Genomic DNA, 12,282 nt, shown 5'->3' with positions numbered 1-12,282 from the left:
TAGACAATGGCAATCCGTAAATACAAGCCGACGACGCCTGGCCGACGCGGCTCCAGCGTCGCCGACTTCGCCGAGATCACCAGGTCGACTCCCGAGAAGTCGCTGCTGGCTCCGCTGCCGAAGAAGGGTGGGCGTAACGCCCACGGCCGGATCACCACCCGGCACCACGGCGGTGGGCACAAGCGGCAGTACCGGCTGATCGACTTCAAGCGGGTGGACAAGGACGGTGTGCCGGCCAAGGTCGCGCACATCGAGTACGACCCCAACCGCACCGCGCGTATCGCGCTGCTGCACTACGCCGACGGCGAGAAGCGCTACATCATCGCGCCGAAGGACCTGAAGCAGGGCGACCCGGTGGAGTCGGGCCCGACCGCCGACATCAAGCCGGGCAACAACCTGCCGCTGCGCAACATCCCGGTGGGTACCACCATCCACGGTGTGGAGCTGCGTCCGGGCGGCGGGGCCAAGCTGGCCCGTTCGGCCGGCGTCGGCATCCAGCTCCTGGGTCGTGAGGGTGCGTACGCCACGCTGCGTATGCCCTCCGGTGAGATCCGGCGGGTCGACGTGCGCTGCCGCGCGACGGTGGGCGAGATCGGCAACGCCGACCAGTCAAACATCAACTGGGGCAAGGCCGGCCGTATGCGGTGGAAGGGCAAGCGCCCGACCGTCCGTGGTGTCGCGATGAACCCGGTGGACCACCCGCACGGTGGTGGTGAGGGTAAGACCTCCGGTGGCCGCCACCCGGTCAACCCGCAGGGTAAGCCCGAGGGCCGCACCCGTCGTAAGGGCCAGCCGAGCGACCGGCTGATCGTCCGCCGCCGCTACGCGACCCGCAAGCGCGGCTAAGGGAGTTAGGTAGACATGCCTCGCAGCTTGAAGAAGGGCCCGTTCGTCGACGACCACCTGCTCAAGAAGGTGGAGACGCAGAACGAGAAGGGCTCGAAGAACGTCATCAAGACGTGGTCCCGGCGTTCGATGATCATCCCGGACATGCTCGGGCACACGATCGCCGTGCACGACGGGCGCAAGCACGTTCCGGTGTTCGTCACCGAGGCGATGGTCGGGCACAAGCTCGGCGAGTTTGCGCTGACCCGTACGTTCAAGGGTCACGAGAAGGACGACCGGAAGAGTCGCCGGCGCTGAGCCGGGCCACGGATAAAGGATCAAGGGGTTTCAGCGATGCCAGTTAAGGGCGACGCTCCGGTGCTTCCGGGCGCGCGGGCGGTTGCGCGGCACGTGGGCATCTCGGCGACGAAGGCCCGCCGGGTGGTCAACCTCGTCCGCGGCCTGCCCGCGAAGGAGGCGCTCACGGTGCTCCAGTTCGCGCCGCAGGCTGCGAGCGAGCAGGTCTACAAGGTGCTCGCGAGTGCGATCGCCAACGCCGAGAACAACGAGCGGCTGGACCCCGACGCGCTGCTCGTGAGCGAGGCGTACGTCGACGAGGGCCCGACGATGAAGCGGTTCCGGCCGCGGGCGCAGGGCCGGGCGTACCGGATCCGCAAGCGGACCAGCCACATCACCATCGTGGTCGAGGCGGTCGCGCCGGCCACCCCGGGGCGGCGGAACGCGGCGAAGAAGGCCGCACCGGCCAAGGCCACGCCGGCCGCCGAGGCTGCCGACACGCAGAGCAAGACGGAAGGTGCCGAGTAATGGGTCAGAAGGTTCACCCGATTGGGTTCCGGCTTGGCATCTCGACCGATTGGAAGTCCCGCTGGTTCGCGGACAAGCTCTACAAGGACTACATCGGCGAGGATGTCAAGATCCGCCGGATGATGTCCAAGGGCCTGGAGCGGGCTGGCATCTCCAAGGTCGACATCGAGCGCACCCGGGACCGCGTCCGGGTCGACATCCACACCGCCCGGCCGGGCATCGTCATCGGCCGTAAGGGTGCGGAGGCCGACCGGATCCGCGGCGAGCTGGAGAAGCTGACCGGCAAGCAGGTGCAGCTCAACATCCTCGAGGTGAAGAACCCCGAGTCGGACGCGCAGCTTGTCGCACAGGGTGTGGCCGAGCAGCTCTCCAGCCGGGTCAGCTTCCGTCGGGCGATGCGCAAGGCGATGCAGTCGGCGATGAAGAACCCGATCGTCCGGGGAATCCGGGTGCAGGTCTCCGGCCGTCTCGGCGGCGCGGAGATGAGCCGCACCGAGTTCTACCGCGAGGGCCGGGTGCCGCTGCACACGCTGCGGGCCAACATCGAGTACGGCTTCTTCGAGGCGCGGACCACCTTCGGCCGGATCGGCGTGAAGGTGTGGATCTACAAGGGCGACGCCGTACCCGGTCGGGAAGCTCCGGCCGAGGCCGGCCCCGCCCGTCCGCGTCGCGACCGTGGCGACCGGCCCGAGCGGCCGCGTCGTGGGCGGTCCGGTTCGTCCGGCACGACCGCCGGCGGGACCGAGGCCGGTCGTGCTGCGGCGGCGGAGTTCGCCGGCGGCTCGGCCGAGGCCACGAACGACCAGGCCGCGGCGGCCAGCGCCGCCCCGGCCACTCCGGCTCCGGCCGGATCGGACAGCTCAGCGCAGGAGGGCTGACAGATGCTGATGCCGCGCAAGCCCCCGAAGGGCTTCCGCAAGCCGCACCACCCCGACCGCCACGGCGCGTCGAAGGGCGGCAACCGGGTGGTGTTCGGCGAGTTCGGAATCCAGGCGCTGGAGCCCGCGTACGTGACCAACCGGCAGATCGAGTCGGCACGTATCGCGATGACCCGGCACATCAAGCGTGGTGGCAAGGTCTGGATCACGGTCTTCCCGGACCAGGCCCTGACCAAGAAGCCCGCTGAAACCCGGATGGGTTCCGGTAAGGGTTCGCCCGAGTGGTGGGTCGCCAACGTAAAGCCGGGGCGGGTGCTCTTCGAGATGTCCTTCCCCAACGAGCAGACCGCGCGAGAGGCAATGCGTCGCGCGATCCACAAGCTCCCGATGAAGTGCCGAATTGTGACACGCGAAGTGGGTGAAAGCTGATGGCCGCGGGCGTCAAGGCCGGCGAGCTGCGTGAGCTCTCCGAGGAGGAGCTGGTCGCGAAGCTGCGCGAGGCCAAGGCGGAGCTGTTCAACCTCCGCGTGCAGGCCGCGACCGGCCAGCTGGACAACAATCGCCGGCTGCAGGTCATCCGTCGGGAGATCGCCCGGATCTACACGATCATGCGTGAGCGCGAGCTGGGTCTCTCCGCCGCGCCGACTGAGGTGACTGCATCATGAGCGAGTCGACCGCCCCGGAGGGGACCACCACCGCCCCACGGGCCCAGCGCAAGGTGCGCGAGGGCCTCGTGGTCAGCGACAAGATGGACAAGACCGTCGTGGTCGAGGTTGAGGACCGGGTCAAGCACGCGCTGTACGGCAAGGTTCTGCGCCGTACGCGCAAGCTGAAGGTCCACGACGAGCAGAACGCGTGTGGCATCGGCGACCGCGTCCTGCTGATGGAGACCCGTCCGCTCTCCGCCACCAAGCGGTGGCGGGTCGTGGAGATCCTCGAAAAGGCCAAGTAGAGCCGGCCGGGCCGCGGCAGCGGACCGGACAGCAAGCTCAGGGTTCCGCCAGGCTCAGACGGCATGAGTTTTCGGCCGGTAGGTACAGGCCGGAGACATACAGCCGTCTGAGAACCGGCAGACATAGGAGATAGACGTGATTCAGCAGGAGTCGCGACTGCGTGTCGCCGACAACACGGGTGCTCGGGAGATCCTGTGCATCCGGGTTCTCGGTGGCTCCGGTCGGCGCTACGCGAGTATCGGCGACGTCATCGTGGCCACGGTCAAGGACGCCATCCCCGGTGCCGGTGTGAAGAAGGGCGACGTGGTCAAGGCCGTCGTCGTCCGCACCGCGAAGGAGAGGCGGCGCCCGGACGGCTCGTACATCCGCTTCGACGAGAACGCCGCCGTCATCATCAAGGACGGTGGTGACCCGCGTGGTACCCGTATCTTCGGCCCGGTGGGCCGGGAGCTGCGGGACAAGCGGTTCATGAAGATCATTTCCCTCGCTCCGGAGGTGTTGTGACCGTGAAAATCAAGAAGGGTGACACGGTCGTCGTCATCGCCGGCAAGGACAAGGGTGCCAAGGGCAAGGTCATCGCGGCCTACCCGCGGCAGGACAAGGTCCTGGTCGAGGGCGTGAACCGGGTCAAGAAGCACACCCGCATCAGCACCACTCAGCGTGGCGCCAAGACCGGTGGCATCGTCACCCAGGAGGCCCCGATCCACGTGTCGAACGTGCAGATCCTGGACTCCGACGGCAACCCGACCCGGGTCGGTTACCGGTTCGACGACAGTGGCCAGAAGGTCCGCATCGCGCGTAGCACCGGTAAGGACCTGTGATGAGCACGGCTACCGAAACCAAGACCATGCCGCGCCTCAAGGAGCGGTACCGCAACGAGATCGTGGCCGCGCTGCGTGAGCAGTTCGACTACCAGAACCCAATGCAGGTGCCGGGTCTGGTCAAGATCGTCGTCAACATGGGTGTCGGCGAGGCTGCTCGCGACGCCAAGCTGATCGACGGCGCGGTCCGCGACCTGGCCACCATCACCGGCCAGAAGCCGCAGGTACGTCGGGCGACCAAGTCGATCGCGCAGTTCAAGCTCCGCGAGGGGATGCCGATCGGCGCGAAGGTGACCCTCCGGGGTGACCGGATGTGGGAGTTCCTGGACCGGCTGCTCTCCATCGCGCTGCCGCGTATCCGCGACTTCCGGGGCCTGGACGGGCGCAAGCTCGACGGCCACGGCAACTACACCTTCGGTCTGACCGAGCAGTCGGTGTTCCACGAGATCGACCAGGACAAGATCGATCGGCAGCGGGGCATGGACATCACGGTGGTCACCACGGCCACGAAGGACGACGAGGGCCGGGCGCTGCTGAAGCACCTGGGCTTCCCGTTCCGTGAAGACCCGAGCAAGGAGAACTGAGATGGCGAAGAAGGCGCTGATCCTCAAAGCGGCCGCGAAGCCGAAGTTCTCGGTTCGCGCCTACACCCGCTGCCAGCGGTGCGGTCGTCCGAAGGCGGTCTACCGCAAGTTCGGGCTCTGCCGCGTGTGCATCCGGGAGATGGCCCACCGCGGTGAGCTGCCCGGCGTGTCCAAGGCATCCTGGTAAAGGCCCAGCAGCGTCCTGACCGCTGGTCGGGGCGAGAATCGCAACGCCGTAGGCCCCGGGCCGTGTGCCCCGGGAACCGCGGTGAGAAAGGCTGACGAAACCCAATGACTATGACTGACCCGATCGCAGACATGCTCACGCGTCTGCGTAACGCCAACCAGGCGTACCACGACCGGGTGACGATGCCCTACTCGAAGATCAAGGCGAACATCGCCGAGGTCCTCAAGTCCGAGGGTTACATCGCCACCTGGTCGGTCGAGGAGCCCGAAGAGGGCGTCGTCGGCAAGCGGCTGGTCGTCGAGCTGAAGTACGGCCAGAGCCGCGAGCGGAGCCTGGCGGGCATCAAGCGCGTCTCCAAGCCCGGTCTCCGGGTGTACGCCAAGTCGGACGAGCTTCCCCGGGTGCTCGGTGGGCTGGGCGTGGCGATCATTTCGACGTCCCAGGGGCTGCTCACCGACCGGCAGGCCCGCAAGCGGAGCGTTGGCGGGGAAGTCCTCGCCTTCGTCTGGTAACGGGAGACAGGTAGAAATGTCGCGTATTGGACGTAAGTTGATCTCGGTGCCCGCCGGTGTCGACGTCACGATCACGGGGCCGACCGTCAAGGTCAAGGGCCCCAAGGGCGAGCTCTCGCACACCCTCGCCGAGCCGATCAAGGCGGTGCGGACCGAGGACGGCCAGCTTGAGGTGACCCGTCCCAACGACGAGCGTCGCGCCAAGGAGCTGCACGGCCTGAGCCGTACCCTGGTGGCCAACATGATCGTCGGGGTTACCGAGGGCTACCGTAAGACGCTGGAGATCGCCGGCACGGGTTACCGGGTCACCGCCAAGGGCAGCGACCTGGAGTTCGCACTCGGGTTCTCCCACCCGGTGCTGGTCCCGGCTCCGGCGGGCATCACCTTCACGGTCGAGCGGCCCACGTTGTTCCACGTGGCCGGTATCGACAAGCAGTTGGTGGGTGAGGTCTCCGCCAAGATCCGGAAGATCCGGCCGCCGGAGCCCTACAAGGGCAAGGGCGTGAAGTACCAGGGCGAGGTCATCCGCCGTAAGGCTGGAAAGGCAGGTAAGAAGTGAGCGCCACGCTGCTCAAGCGCCGTCGCGGCGTCGCCGCCAAGCGCGCCGTCGGGCGGGCACGGCGACACTTCCGGGTCCGCAAGAACGTCAGCGGCACCGCCGACCGTCCCCGGCTGGTCGTCACCCGTTCGCTCCGGCACATCACGGCCCAGGTGGTCGACGACACCAAGGGGCACACCCTGGCGTCGGCTTCCAGCCTGGACACGTCGCTCCGCGGCGGCGAGGGCGACAAGAGCGCCCTGGCCGGCAAGGTCGGCGCACTGCTGGCCGAGCGGGCGAAGGCCGCCGGCATCTCCAAGGTCGTCTTCGATCGCGGTGGCAACCGGTACGCGGGGCGGATCGCCGCGCTCGCCGACGCCGCCCGCGAAGCCGGGCTCGAGTTCTGACGGGCGTCTGATGCGCGTCGGACGAGGATCGCAAGTTAGTAACCCCGTCACGAGAGATAAGGAAGGCTGCTGATGCCAGGTCAACAGCGCCGTGGCGGCGGGTCCGGTGGCAACGAGGGTGGTCGCCGCGACAACCGCCGTGAGGGCGGCCGCGGAAACGCGCCCGTCGAGAAGACGCCGCACCTCGAGCGGGTCGTCGCGATCAACCGTGTCGCCAAGGTCGTGAAGGGTGGTCGTCGCTTCAGCTTCACCGCCCTGGTGATCGTTGGCGACGGCGACGGCACCGTCGGTGTGGGCTACGGAAAGGCCAAGGAGGTGCCCGCGGCGATCGCCAAGGGTGTCGAGGAGGCCAAGAAGCACTTCTTCAAGGTGCCCCGGATCGCCTCGTCGATCCCGCACCCGGTGCAGGGTGAGGACGCCGCTGGCGTCGTCCTGCTCAAGCCGGCCAGCGCCGGTACGGGTGTGATCGCCGGTGGACCGGTGCGCGCCGTACTGGAGTGCGCCGGTATCCACGACGTGCTCTCCAAGAGCCTCGGGTCGTCCAACCCGATCAACATCGTGCACGCCACCGTCGCGGCCCTGAAGGGGCTGGAGTCGCCGGAGGCGGTCGCGAAGCGTCGTGGCCTGCCGGTGGAGGACGTCGCGCCGGCCGCCATGCTGGCGGCGCGGGCGGGGGTGGCTCGCTGATGGCACGGCTCAAGGTCACCCAGCTCCGGTCCGACATCGGAACCAAGCACAACCAGCGGGAGTCCCTGCGGTCGCTCGGTCTCAAGCGGATCAATGACGTGGTGGTCAAGGAGGACCGTCCCGAGATTCGGGGCATGATCTTCACCGTGAGCCACCTCGTGAAGGTCGAGGAGGTCGAGTAATGACGATCAAGGTCCATCACCTGCGCCCGGCGCCCGGTTCCAAGACCGCCAAGACCCGCGTGGGTCGTGGTGAGGGTTCCAAGGGCAAGACCGCCGGTCGCGGTACCAAGGGCTCCAAGGCCCGCAAGAACATCTCGGCGGCGTTCGAGGGTGGGCAGATGCCCATCCACATGCGCCTGCCGAAGCTGAAGGGGTTCAAGAACCGCTTCAAGGTCGTGTTCCAGGTGGTCAACCTGGACCGGCTCGCGGAGCTGTTCCCCAACGGCGGCCAGGTCGGCCCGGCCGAGCTGGTCGAGGCGGGTGCGGTCCGCAAGGGTCAGCCCGTCAAGGTGCTCGGCACCGGGGATCTCGGCGGTGTGACGCTCCAGCTGTCGGCGCACGCGTTCAGCGCGTCGGCCAAGGAGAAAATCGCTGCTGCTGGCGGCTCGACCACCGAGCTGTAGGACGTACGCGGCCATGGCGCCCGTCAGTTGCCCGCAACTGACGGGCGCCAGGGTCTACTGCGGGGCGACGCGCCTCGCTAATATCGGACCCGGTGTATGTTCGTGGGCACACCTGCCCGGATCGCCGCCGGGCTGTTAGAGTCCGATCCCAGCACTGGTATCGGGCTACCGCTCGACGACCACCCTAAGCCGCGCCGGACCACCGGCGGCCCGCCTCGCGCAGGAGGATGAAGTTGCTCTCCGCCTTTTTCAGTGCGTTTCGTACGCCTGACCTGCGCAAGAAGCTGCTGTTTACAGTAGCTATCATCGGCGTCTACCGACTCGGTGCGACGCTGCCCAGCCCTGGCGTTTCCTTCGGGAACGTGCAGAAGTGCCTGGACACGATCCAGACCGACGGTGTGCTGTCGCTGCTGAACCTCTTCTCCGGCGGCGCGCTGCTGTCGCTTTCCGTCTTCGCGCTGGGCATTATGCCCTACATCACAGCGTCGATCATCTTGCAGCTGCTCACCGTGGTGATTCCGCGGTTGGAGCAGCTTCGCAAGGAGGGTCAGTCCGGCCAGGCGAAGATCACCCAGTACACCCGGTACCTGACTCTCGGGCTCGGTGTGCTTCAGGCGTCCGCCTTCGTCGCGCTGGCCCGCTCCGGGCAGCTCTTCAACAACCAGTGCGACCAGTTCCCGATCGTGCCGGAGAACACCGGGCTGCCGATGTGGCTCACCCTGGTGGTCCTGGTCATGACGATGACCGCGGGCACCGGCGTCGTGATGTGGCTCGGCGAGCTGATCACCGACCGGGGCGTCGGCAACGGCATGTCGGTCCTGATCTTCACCTCGATCGCCGCGCGGCTCCCCGGCGAGGGTTGGTCGATCAAGACCTCCAAGGGCTGGGACATGTTCCTCCTGGTCATCCTCCTGGTCCTGGTCGTCATCACCCTGGTGGTCTTCATCGAGCAGGCGCAGCGCCGGATTCCGGTGCAGTACGCCAAGCGCATGATCGGCCGGCGGATGTACGGAGGCACCTCCACCTACATCCCGCTCAAGGTCAACCAGGCGGGTGTCATCCCGGTCATCTTCGGTTCGTCGCTGCTTTACCTGCCGCAGCTGGCGCTCCAGTTCTTCGACCAGAACAACCCGGGTGACGTACAGGCCTGGATCCAGAACAACCTGGTGAGCCCCAGCAGCCCGACGCACATCATCGCGTACTTCCTGCTGATCATCTTCTTCACGTACTTCTACGTCTCGATCACGTTCAACCCGACCGAGGTCGCGGACAACATGAAGAAGTACGGCGGTTTCGTGCCGGGTATCCGCCCGGGCAAGCCGACCGCTGACTATCTCGACTTCATCCTCAGCCGGATCACCCTGCCGGGCGCGCTCTACCTGGGCCTGATCTCGATCCTGCCGAACTTCTTCTTCATCTGGCTGGACAACCAGCAGTACCAGAACTTCCCGTTCGGTGGTACGGCTGTGCTGATCATGGTTGGCGTGGGTCTGGAGACGGTGAAGCAGATCGAGAGCCAACTGATGCAGCGGAACTACGAAGGGTTCCTGCGCTAGATGCGACTCGTTCTGGTTGGTCCCCCTGGGGCGGGCAAGGGGACCCAGGCCGAGTTCATCGCCGCCCAGCTGGCCGTGCCCAAGATCTCGACCGGGGACATCTTCCGCGCCAACGTCACCCAGGGCACGCCCCTGGGGGTCGAGGCCAAGCGGTACATGGACGCCGGCAAGCTGGTCCCGGACGAGGTCACCATCAACATGGTCCGGGGCAGGCTGGCCGAGCCGGACGCCGCCGAGGGGTTCCTGCTCGACGGCTTCCCGCGTACGACGCCACAGGCCGCCGCGCTGGACAAGCTCCTGGCGGACCTCGGCACGGCACTCGACCTCGTGATGGAACTGGTCGTGGACGACGACGAGGTGATCCGCCGGCTCTCCGGTCGGCGGACCTGTCGCGGCTGCGGCAAGATCTGGCACATCGAGTTCGACGCGCCGACCAACGAGGGCATCTGCGACCGGTGTGGGTCCGAGTTGTTCCAGCGGGACGACGACAAGGCGGAGACCATCGCCGAGCGGCTGCGCGAGTACGCGGAGAAGACCGCTCCGCTGGTCGACTACTACGGAGCCCAGGGCAAGCTGGTCGGGATCGACGCGACCGGGCCGGTGGAGGACGTCACGGTCCGGGCTATCGACGCGCTGCGGTCGTACGGTGGTTAGGTCCTGATTTTTGGCGTCTCGGGTGCGGCGGGTTCGTCTCGGCTCGTGCGTGGTGGTCTGGCCTCTCGTCGGGTGGGGTTGGGCCCCGCCGTACCCCGCTCTGGGCGGTCAGGCTTGATCCCGTCGCGGGGCACGGCGGGGCCCAACCCCCGGGCCGTGACGGGGCGAAGGCGTCGGCGGGACGGCCGGAGAGGAGCCAACCCGGGGAGTCGGCCGCGAGGCGCTGACATCGGTTGGCGAATAGTTGTGGGTATCGGGGGCATCCCTCGGGCATCCGCGAGGGAAAGGTAGAGCCGGCATGCGCCGTCACCAGCTGGACATCCAGCTGAAGACTCCGGAGCAGATCGACAAGATGCGGTCGGCCGGACTGGTCGTCGCGGCGGCGTTGGCCCGCATGCGCGAGGCGGTCGCTCCGGGGATCTCCACCGCTGATCTTGACGCGATCGCCGAGTCGGTGATCCGGGAGGCGGGCGCGACCCCGTCCTTCAAGGGCTACCACGGTTATCCGGCGTCGATCTGCTCGTCCGTCAACGAGCAGGTCGTGCACGCGATTCCCGCCGCCGACCAGGTGCTGCGGGACGGCGATCTCATCTCCATCGACTGCGGCGCGGTGCTGGACGGCTGGCACGGCGATGCGGCGATCACCGTGGGCGTCGGCGAGGTACGGCCGGAGCTGCTCCGGATGGCGGAGGTCGCCGAGGACGCGATGTGGGCCGGCATCGCCGCTGCCGCTCGTGGCGCCGCCAACGGGCGGGGCCGGCTGACCGACATCTCGGCCGCGGTGGAGACCGCGGTTCGCAAGGGCGGCCGGTACGGCATCGTCGACGGCTACGGCGGCCACGGCATCGGTACCGAGATGCACCAGGACCCGCACGTGTTGAACCACGGGCGGCCGGGGCGCGGGCCGAGGCTGGTGCCGGGCATGGCGTTGGCGATCGAACCGATGATCACCCTTGGTTCGCCGCGTACCGCCGAGCTGGAGGACGGCTGGACCGTGGTCACCCGGGACAACTCCGTGGCGGCCCATGTCGAGCACTCCATGGCGCTGCTGCCGGACGGGGTCTGGGTGCTCACCGCGCCCGACGGTGGCCGGGGGCGGCTCGGTGAGCTGGTCACCTCCCGGCAGCCCGCCTCCTCCGCGAGCTGAGACGTGATCTAGGAAGAATTCGGCCGGCTCGTCCGCGAGCTGAGACGTGATCCAGGGAGAATCCGGCCGGCTCGTCCGCCGGCTGAGGTGTGGTCCGGGGAAGATCCGGCTCTGCCGGGGTCGGGCGACCGAGGCGTCGGCTGGGCGTCGGGTGGTGGCCGGGCTGGTGCGCGGGTGGCATGCTCGTACTCATGCGGGAGCGCGGCGAGATGCGGGCGGCGGACTCCGACCGCCAGGCGGTCGCCGAGCGGCTGCGGATCGTGGTCGACGAGGGCCGGCTCGACCTGCACGAGTACGACGAGCGGCTGCGCGCGGCCTACGGGTCGAAGACGTACGCGGAGTTGGACGGTCTGGTCGCGGACCTGCCGGTGTCGGTGCTCGCCGGCCGGGTGGGGTCCGGGCCGACGGTTGACGGTCTGCCTTCCGGATCGCTGTTGCCCGGTCGGCGCTGGCGCTGCCCGGGGGCGACCCGTGGCTGGCTGGCGGAGAACTGGACGGCCTACCTGTCGGTGGTGGGGCTGGCGACGGCCGGTTGGGCGATCTTCTCGGTCATGGGCCGGGAGCCGCTCTACTTCTGGCCGCTCTGGGTCGCCGGGCCGTGGGGCGTGGTCCTGCTGGTCGCCACCATCGGCGGTCTGCTCCGGGGTAAGCCGCGGCGGGTGGCGCGGCGGTGGGCCCGGAAGGAGGCGGCGCGGGACCGGGGGGAGAAGGCGGCGCGGGCTCGCCGGCAGGGCGTCGAGTCGGTGACCGGTGGACTCGGGACGGGCGCGGAGTCGGTATCCGGTGGACTCGGGACGGGTGCCGGGTCGGTGGCCGGGGGACCCTCGGCGAGCGCTGGGGAGCTGGCGGAACAGCGGCGGTGGGGCTCGCGGGACGACTGGCAGCTCGGCGGGAGAGCCGACTAGTATCGACTGGTTCGTCCGATCCGCCACACCGAGGGTACCTCGGTTTGGTGTCGATCCGTGGGCGGGCGTACACTGGCTGATCGGCGCACAGCGTCCACTCCGGCATGCCCACCTCGCGCTTCGGTGGGAGTCGGAGCCGCGGCTGGTCCGGTTGACTGATCTTGAATGGGGCAGACAT

At 68.1% G+C, this 12,282-nt stretch carries 21 protein-coding genes; all 21 read left to right on the top strand.

The genetic code is table 11. From position 1 onward, the window contains the following. Nucleotides 1-6 precede the first annotated feature (6 nt). The 21 genes from rplB (at nucleotide 7) to ACI2K4_RS12715 (ending at nucleotide 12,104) form a co-directional block, all read left to right on the top strand. On the top strand, nucleotides 7-846 hold the full coding sequence (gene rplB / locus ACI2K4_RS12815; protein WP_363598843.1) for a 50S ribosomal protein L2: 840 nt from the start codon (nucleotides 7-9) through the stop codon (nucleotides 844-846). Between the two features lie 15 nt (nucleotides 847-861). Continuing rightward, on the top strand, nucleotides 862-1,143 hold the full coding sequence (rpsS, locus tag ACI2K4_RS12810; protein WP_121158407.1) for a 30S ribosomal protein S19: 282 nt from the start codon (nucleotides 862-864) through the stop codon (nucleotides 1,141-1,143). A 36-nt stretch (nucleotides 1,144-1,179) separates the two neighbouring features. Continuing rightward, nucleotides 1,180-1,650, top strand: coding sequence for a 50S ribosomal protein L22 (gene rplV / locus ACI2K4_RS12805; protein ID WP_404510720.1), 471 nt, complete (start codon nucleotides 1,180-1,182; stop codon nucleotides 1,648-1,650). Then, nucleotides 1,650-2,528: a 30S ribosomal protein S3 gene (gene rpsC / locus ACI2K4_RS12800; RefSeq protein ID WP_404510718.1), complete on the top strand. Its 879-nt coding sequence runs from the start codon at nucleotides 1,650-1,652 to the stop codon at nucleotides 2,526-2,528. Before rplV ends, rpsC begins: the two co-directional genes overlap by 1 nt. A gap of 3 nt (nucleotides 2,529-2,531) precedes the next feature. Beyond that, complete coding sequence (gene rplP, locus ACI2K4_RS12795) at nucleotides 2,532-2,957, top strand: 50S ribosomal protein L16 (protein WP_121158410.1); 426 nt, start codon at nucleotides 2,532-2,534, stop codon at nucleotides 2,955-2,957. Beyond that, nucleotides 2,957-3,193 (top strand): 50S ribosomal protein L29, encoded by a 237-nt coding sequence (rpmC, locus tag ACI2K4_RS12790; RefSeq protein ID WP_326561090.1) that lies wholly within the window; start codon nucleotides 2,957-2,959, stop codon nucleotides 3,191-3,193. The genes rplP and rpmC overlap by 1 nt, the downstream gene beginning before the upstream one ends. Further along, entirely contained in the window at nucleotides 3,190-3,480 is a 291-nt protein-coding gene (rpsQ, locus tag ACI2K4_RS12785; protein WP_121158412.1) for a 30S ribosomal protein S17, read from the top strand. The genes rpmC and rpsQ overlap by 4 nt, the downstream gene beginning before the upstream one ends. Before the next feature lie 136 nt (nucleotides 3,481-3,616). Then, on the top strand, nucleotides 3,617-3,985 hold the full coding sequence (rplN, locus tag ACI2K4_RS12780) for a 50S ribosomal protein L14 (protein ID WP_007465279.1): 369 nt from the start codon (nucleotides 3,617-3,619) through the stop codon (nucleotides 3,983-3,985). After that, the gene (gene rplX, locus ACI2K4_RS12775; RefSeq protein ID WP_404510714.1) at nucleotides 3,982-4,302 is read left to right on the top strand and encodes a 50S ribosomal protein L24; all 321 of its coding nucleotides are present in this window, start codon (nucleotides 3,982-3,984) and stop codon (nucleotides 4,300-4,302) included. The genes rplN and rplX overlap by 4 nt, the downstream gene beginning before the upstream one ends. After that, nucleotides 4,302-4,886 carry a 50S ribosomal protein L5 gene (rplE, locus tag ACI2K4_RS12770; protein ID WP_404510713.1) on the top strand — a complete coding sequence of 195 codons (585 nt, stop codon included), beginning with the start codon at nucleotides 4,302-4,304 and terminating at the stop codon, nucleotides 4,884-4,886. Before rplX ends, rplE begins: the two co-directional genes overlap by 1 nt. A gap of 1 nt (nucleotide 4,887) precedes the next feature. After that, the gene (locus ACI2K4_RS12765; RefSeq protein WP_007073023.1) at nucleotides 4,888-5,073 is read left to right on the top strand and encodes a type Z 30S ribosomal protein S14; all 186 of its coding nucleotides are present in this window, start codon (nucleotides 4,888-4,890) and stop codon (nucleotides 5,071-5,073) included. Between the two features lie 104 nt (nucleotides 5,074-5,177). Beyond that, entirely contained in the window at nucleotides 5,178-5,585 is a 408-nt protein-coding gene (gene rpsH, locus ACI2K4_RS12760; RefSeq protein ID WP_404510710.1) for a 30S ribosomal protein S8, read from the top strand. A gap of 16 nt (nucleotides 5,586-5,601) precedes the next feature. After that, nucleotides 5,602-6,144, top strand: coding sequence for a 50S ribosomal protein L6 (rplF, locus tag ACI2K4_RS12755; RefSeq protein ID WP_404510708.1), 543 nt, complete (start codon nucleotides 5,602-5,604; stop codon nucleotides 6,142-6,144). Nucleotides 6,145-6,152: 8 nt separating this feature from the next. Then, the gene (gene rplR / locus ACI2K4_RS12750; RefSeq protein WP_404511793.1) at nucleotides 6,153-6,530 is read left to right on the top strand and encodes a 50S ribosomal protein L18; all 378 of its coding nucleotides are present in this window, start codon (nucleotides 6,153-6,155) and stop codon (nucleotides 6,528-6,530) included. A 72-nt stretch (nucleotides 6,531-6,602) separates the two neighbouring features. Next, nucleotides 6,603-7,217 (top strand): 30S ribosomal protein S5, encoded by a 615-nt coding sequence (gene rpsE, locus ACI2K4_RS12745; RefSeq protein ID WP_404510706.1) that lies wholly within the window; start codon nucleotides 6,603-6,605, stop codon nucleotides 7,215-7,217. Next, complete coding sequence (rpmD, locus tag ACI2K4_RS12740; RefSeq protein ID WP_121158418.1) at nucleotides 7,217-7,399, top strand: 50S ribosomal protein L30; 183 nt, start codon at nucleotides 7,217-7,219, stop codon at nucleotides 7,397-7,399. Before rpsE ends, rpmD begins: the two co-directional genes overlap by 1 nt. After that, nucleotides 7,399-7,842: a 50S ribosomal protein L15 gene (gene rplO / locus ACI2K4_RS12735; RefSeq protein ID WP_404510703.1), complete on the top strand. Its 444-nt coding sequence runs from the start codon at nucleotides 7,399-7,401 to the stop codon at nucleotides 7,840-7,842. The genes rpmD and rplO overlap by 1 nt, the downstream gene beginning before the upstream one ends. Nucleotides 7,843-8,075: 233 nt before the next feature. Then, nucleotides 8,076-9,398: a preprotein translocase subunit SecY gene (gene secY / locus ACI2K4_RS12730; RefSeq protein ID WP_404511791.1), complete on the top strand. Its 1,323-nt coding sequence runs from the start codon at nucleotides 8,076-8,078 to the stop codon at nucleotides 9,396-9,398. Next, the gene (locus ACI2K4_RS12725) at nucleotides 9,399-10,052 is read left to right on the top strand and encodes an adenylate kinase (RefSeq protein WP_404510701.1); all 654 of its coding nucleotides are present in this window, start codon (nucleotides 9,399-9,401) and stop codon (nucleotides 10,050-10,052) included. Between the two features lie 298 nt (nucleotides 10,053-10,350). Then, on the top strand, nucleotides 10,351-11,199 hold the full coding sequence (map, locus tag ACI2K4_RS12720; RefSeq protein WP_404510699.1) for a type I methionyl aminopeptidase: 849 nt from the start codon (nucleotides 10,351-10,353) through the stop codon (nucleotides 11,197-11,199). Nucleotides 11,200-11,390: 191 nt separating this feature from the next. After that, nucleotides 11,391-12,104, top strand: a complete 714-nt coding sequence (locus tag ACI2K4_RS12715) for a DUF1707 domain-containing protein (protein WP_404510697.1) — start codon at nucleotides 11,391-11,393, stop codon at nucleotides 12,102-12,104. Nucleotides 12,105-12,282: the final 178 nt, after the last annotated feature.

The sequence above is a fragment of the Micromonospora sp. NPDC050397 genome (assembly GCF_044901685.1).
GTDB lineage: Bacteria > Actinomycetota > Actinomycetes > Mycobacteriales > Micromonosporaceae > Micromonospora_G.
The sequence above is the reverse complement of the archived record's forward strand: the minus strand, read 5'-3'. Positions and strand labels throughout refer to the sequence as shown.

What these genes read in the sequence shown, in the direction of transcription:
- rplO (WP_404510703.1), top strand. Translation starts at nt 7,399, where the DNA reads ATGACGATCAAGGTCCATCACCTGCGCCCGGCGCCCGGTTCCAAGACC.
- rpsQ (WP_121158412.1), top strand. Translation starts at nt 3,190, where the DNA reads ATGAGCGAGTCGACCGCCCCGGAGGGGACCACCACCGCCCCACGGGCC.
- map (WP_404510699.1), top strand. Translation starts at nt 10,351, where the DNA reads ATGCGCCGTCACCAGCTGGACATCCAGCTGAAGACTCCGGAGCAGATC.
- rpsC (WP_404510718.1), top strand. Translation starts at nt 1,650, where the DNA reads ATGGGTCAGAAGGTTCACCCGATTGGGTTCCGGCTTGGCATCTCGACC.
- rplV (WP_404510720.1), top strand. Translation starts at nt 1,180, where the DNA reads ATGCCAGTTAAGGGCGACGCTCCGGTGCTTCCGGGCGCGCGGGCGGTT.
- ACI2K4_RS12765 (WP_007073023.1), top strand. Translation starts at nt 4,888, where the DNA reads ATGGCGAAGAAGGCGCTGATCCTCAAAGCGGCCGCGAAGCCGAAGTTC.
- rpsH (WP_404510710.1), top strand. Translation starts at nt 5,178, where the DNA reads ATGACTATGACTGACCCGATCGCAGACATGCTCACGCGTCTGCGTAAC.
- rpmD (WP_121158418.1), top strand. Translation starts at nt 7,217, where the DNA reads ATGGCACGGCTCAAGGTCACCCAGCTCCGGTCCGACATCGGAACCAAG.
- ACI2K4_RS12715 (WP_404510697.1), top strand. Translation starts at nt 11,391, where the DNA reads ATGCGGGAGCGCGGCGAGATGCGGGCGGCGGACTCCGACCGCCAGGCG.
- rplP (WP_121158410.1), top strand. Translation starts at nt 2,532, where the DNA reads ATGCTGATGCCGCGCAAGCCCCCGAAGGGCTTCCGCAAGCCGCACCAC.
- ACI2K4_RS12725 (WP_404510701.1), top strand. Translation starts at nt 9,399, where the DNA reads ATGCGACTCGTTCTGGTTGGTCCCCCTGGGGCGGGCAAGGGGACCCAG.
- rplF (WP_404510708.1), top strand. Translation starts at nt 5,602, where the DNA reads ATGTCGCGTATTGGACGTAAGTTGATCTCGGTGCCCGCCGGTGTCGAC.
- rplE (WP_404510713.1), top strand. Translation starts at nt 4,302, where the DNA reads ATGAGCACGGCTACCGAAACCAAGACCATGCCGCGCCTCAAGGAGCGG.
- rpsE (WP_404510706.1), top strand. Translation starts at nt 6,603, where the DNA reads ATGCCAGGTCAACAGCGCCGTGGCGGCGGGTCCGGTGGCAACGAGGGT.
- rpsS (WP_121158407.1), top strand. Translation starts at nt 862, where the DNA reads ATGCCTCGCAGCTTGAAGAAGGGCCCGTTCGTCGACGACCACCTGCTC.
- rplB (WP_363598843.1), top strand. Translation starts at nt 7, where the DNA reads ATGGCAATCCGTAAATACAAGCCGACGACGCCTGGCCGACGCGGCTCC.
- rpmC (WP_326561090.1), top strand. Translation starts at nt 2,957, where the DNA reads ATGGCCGCGGGCGTCAAGGCCGGCGAGCTGCGTGAGCTCTCCGAGGAG.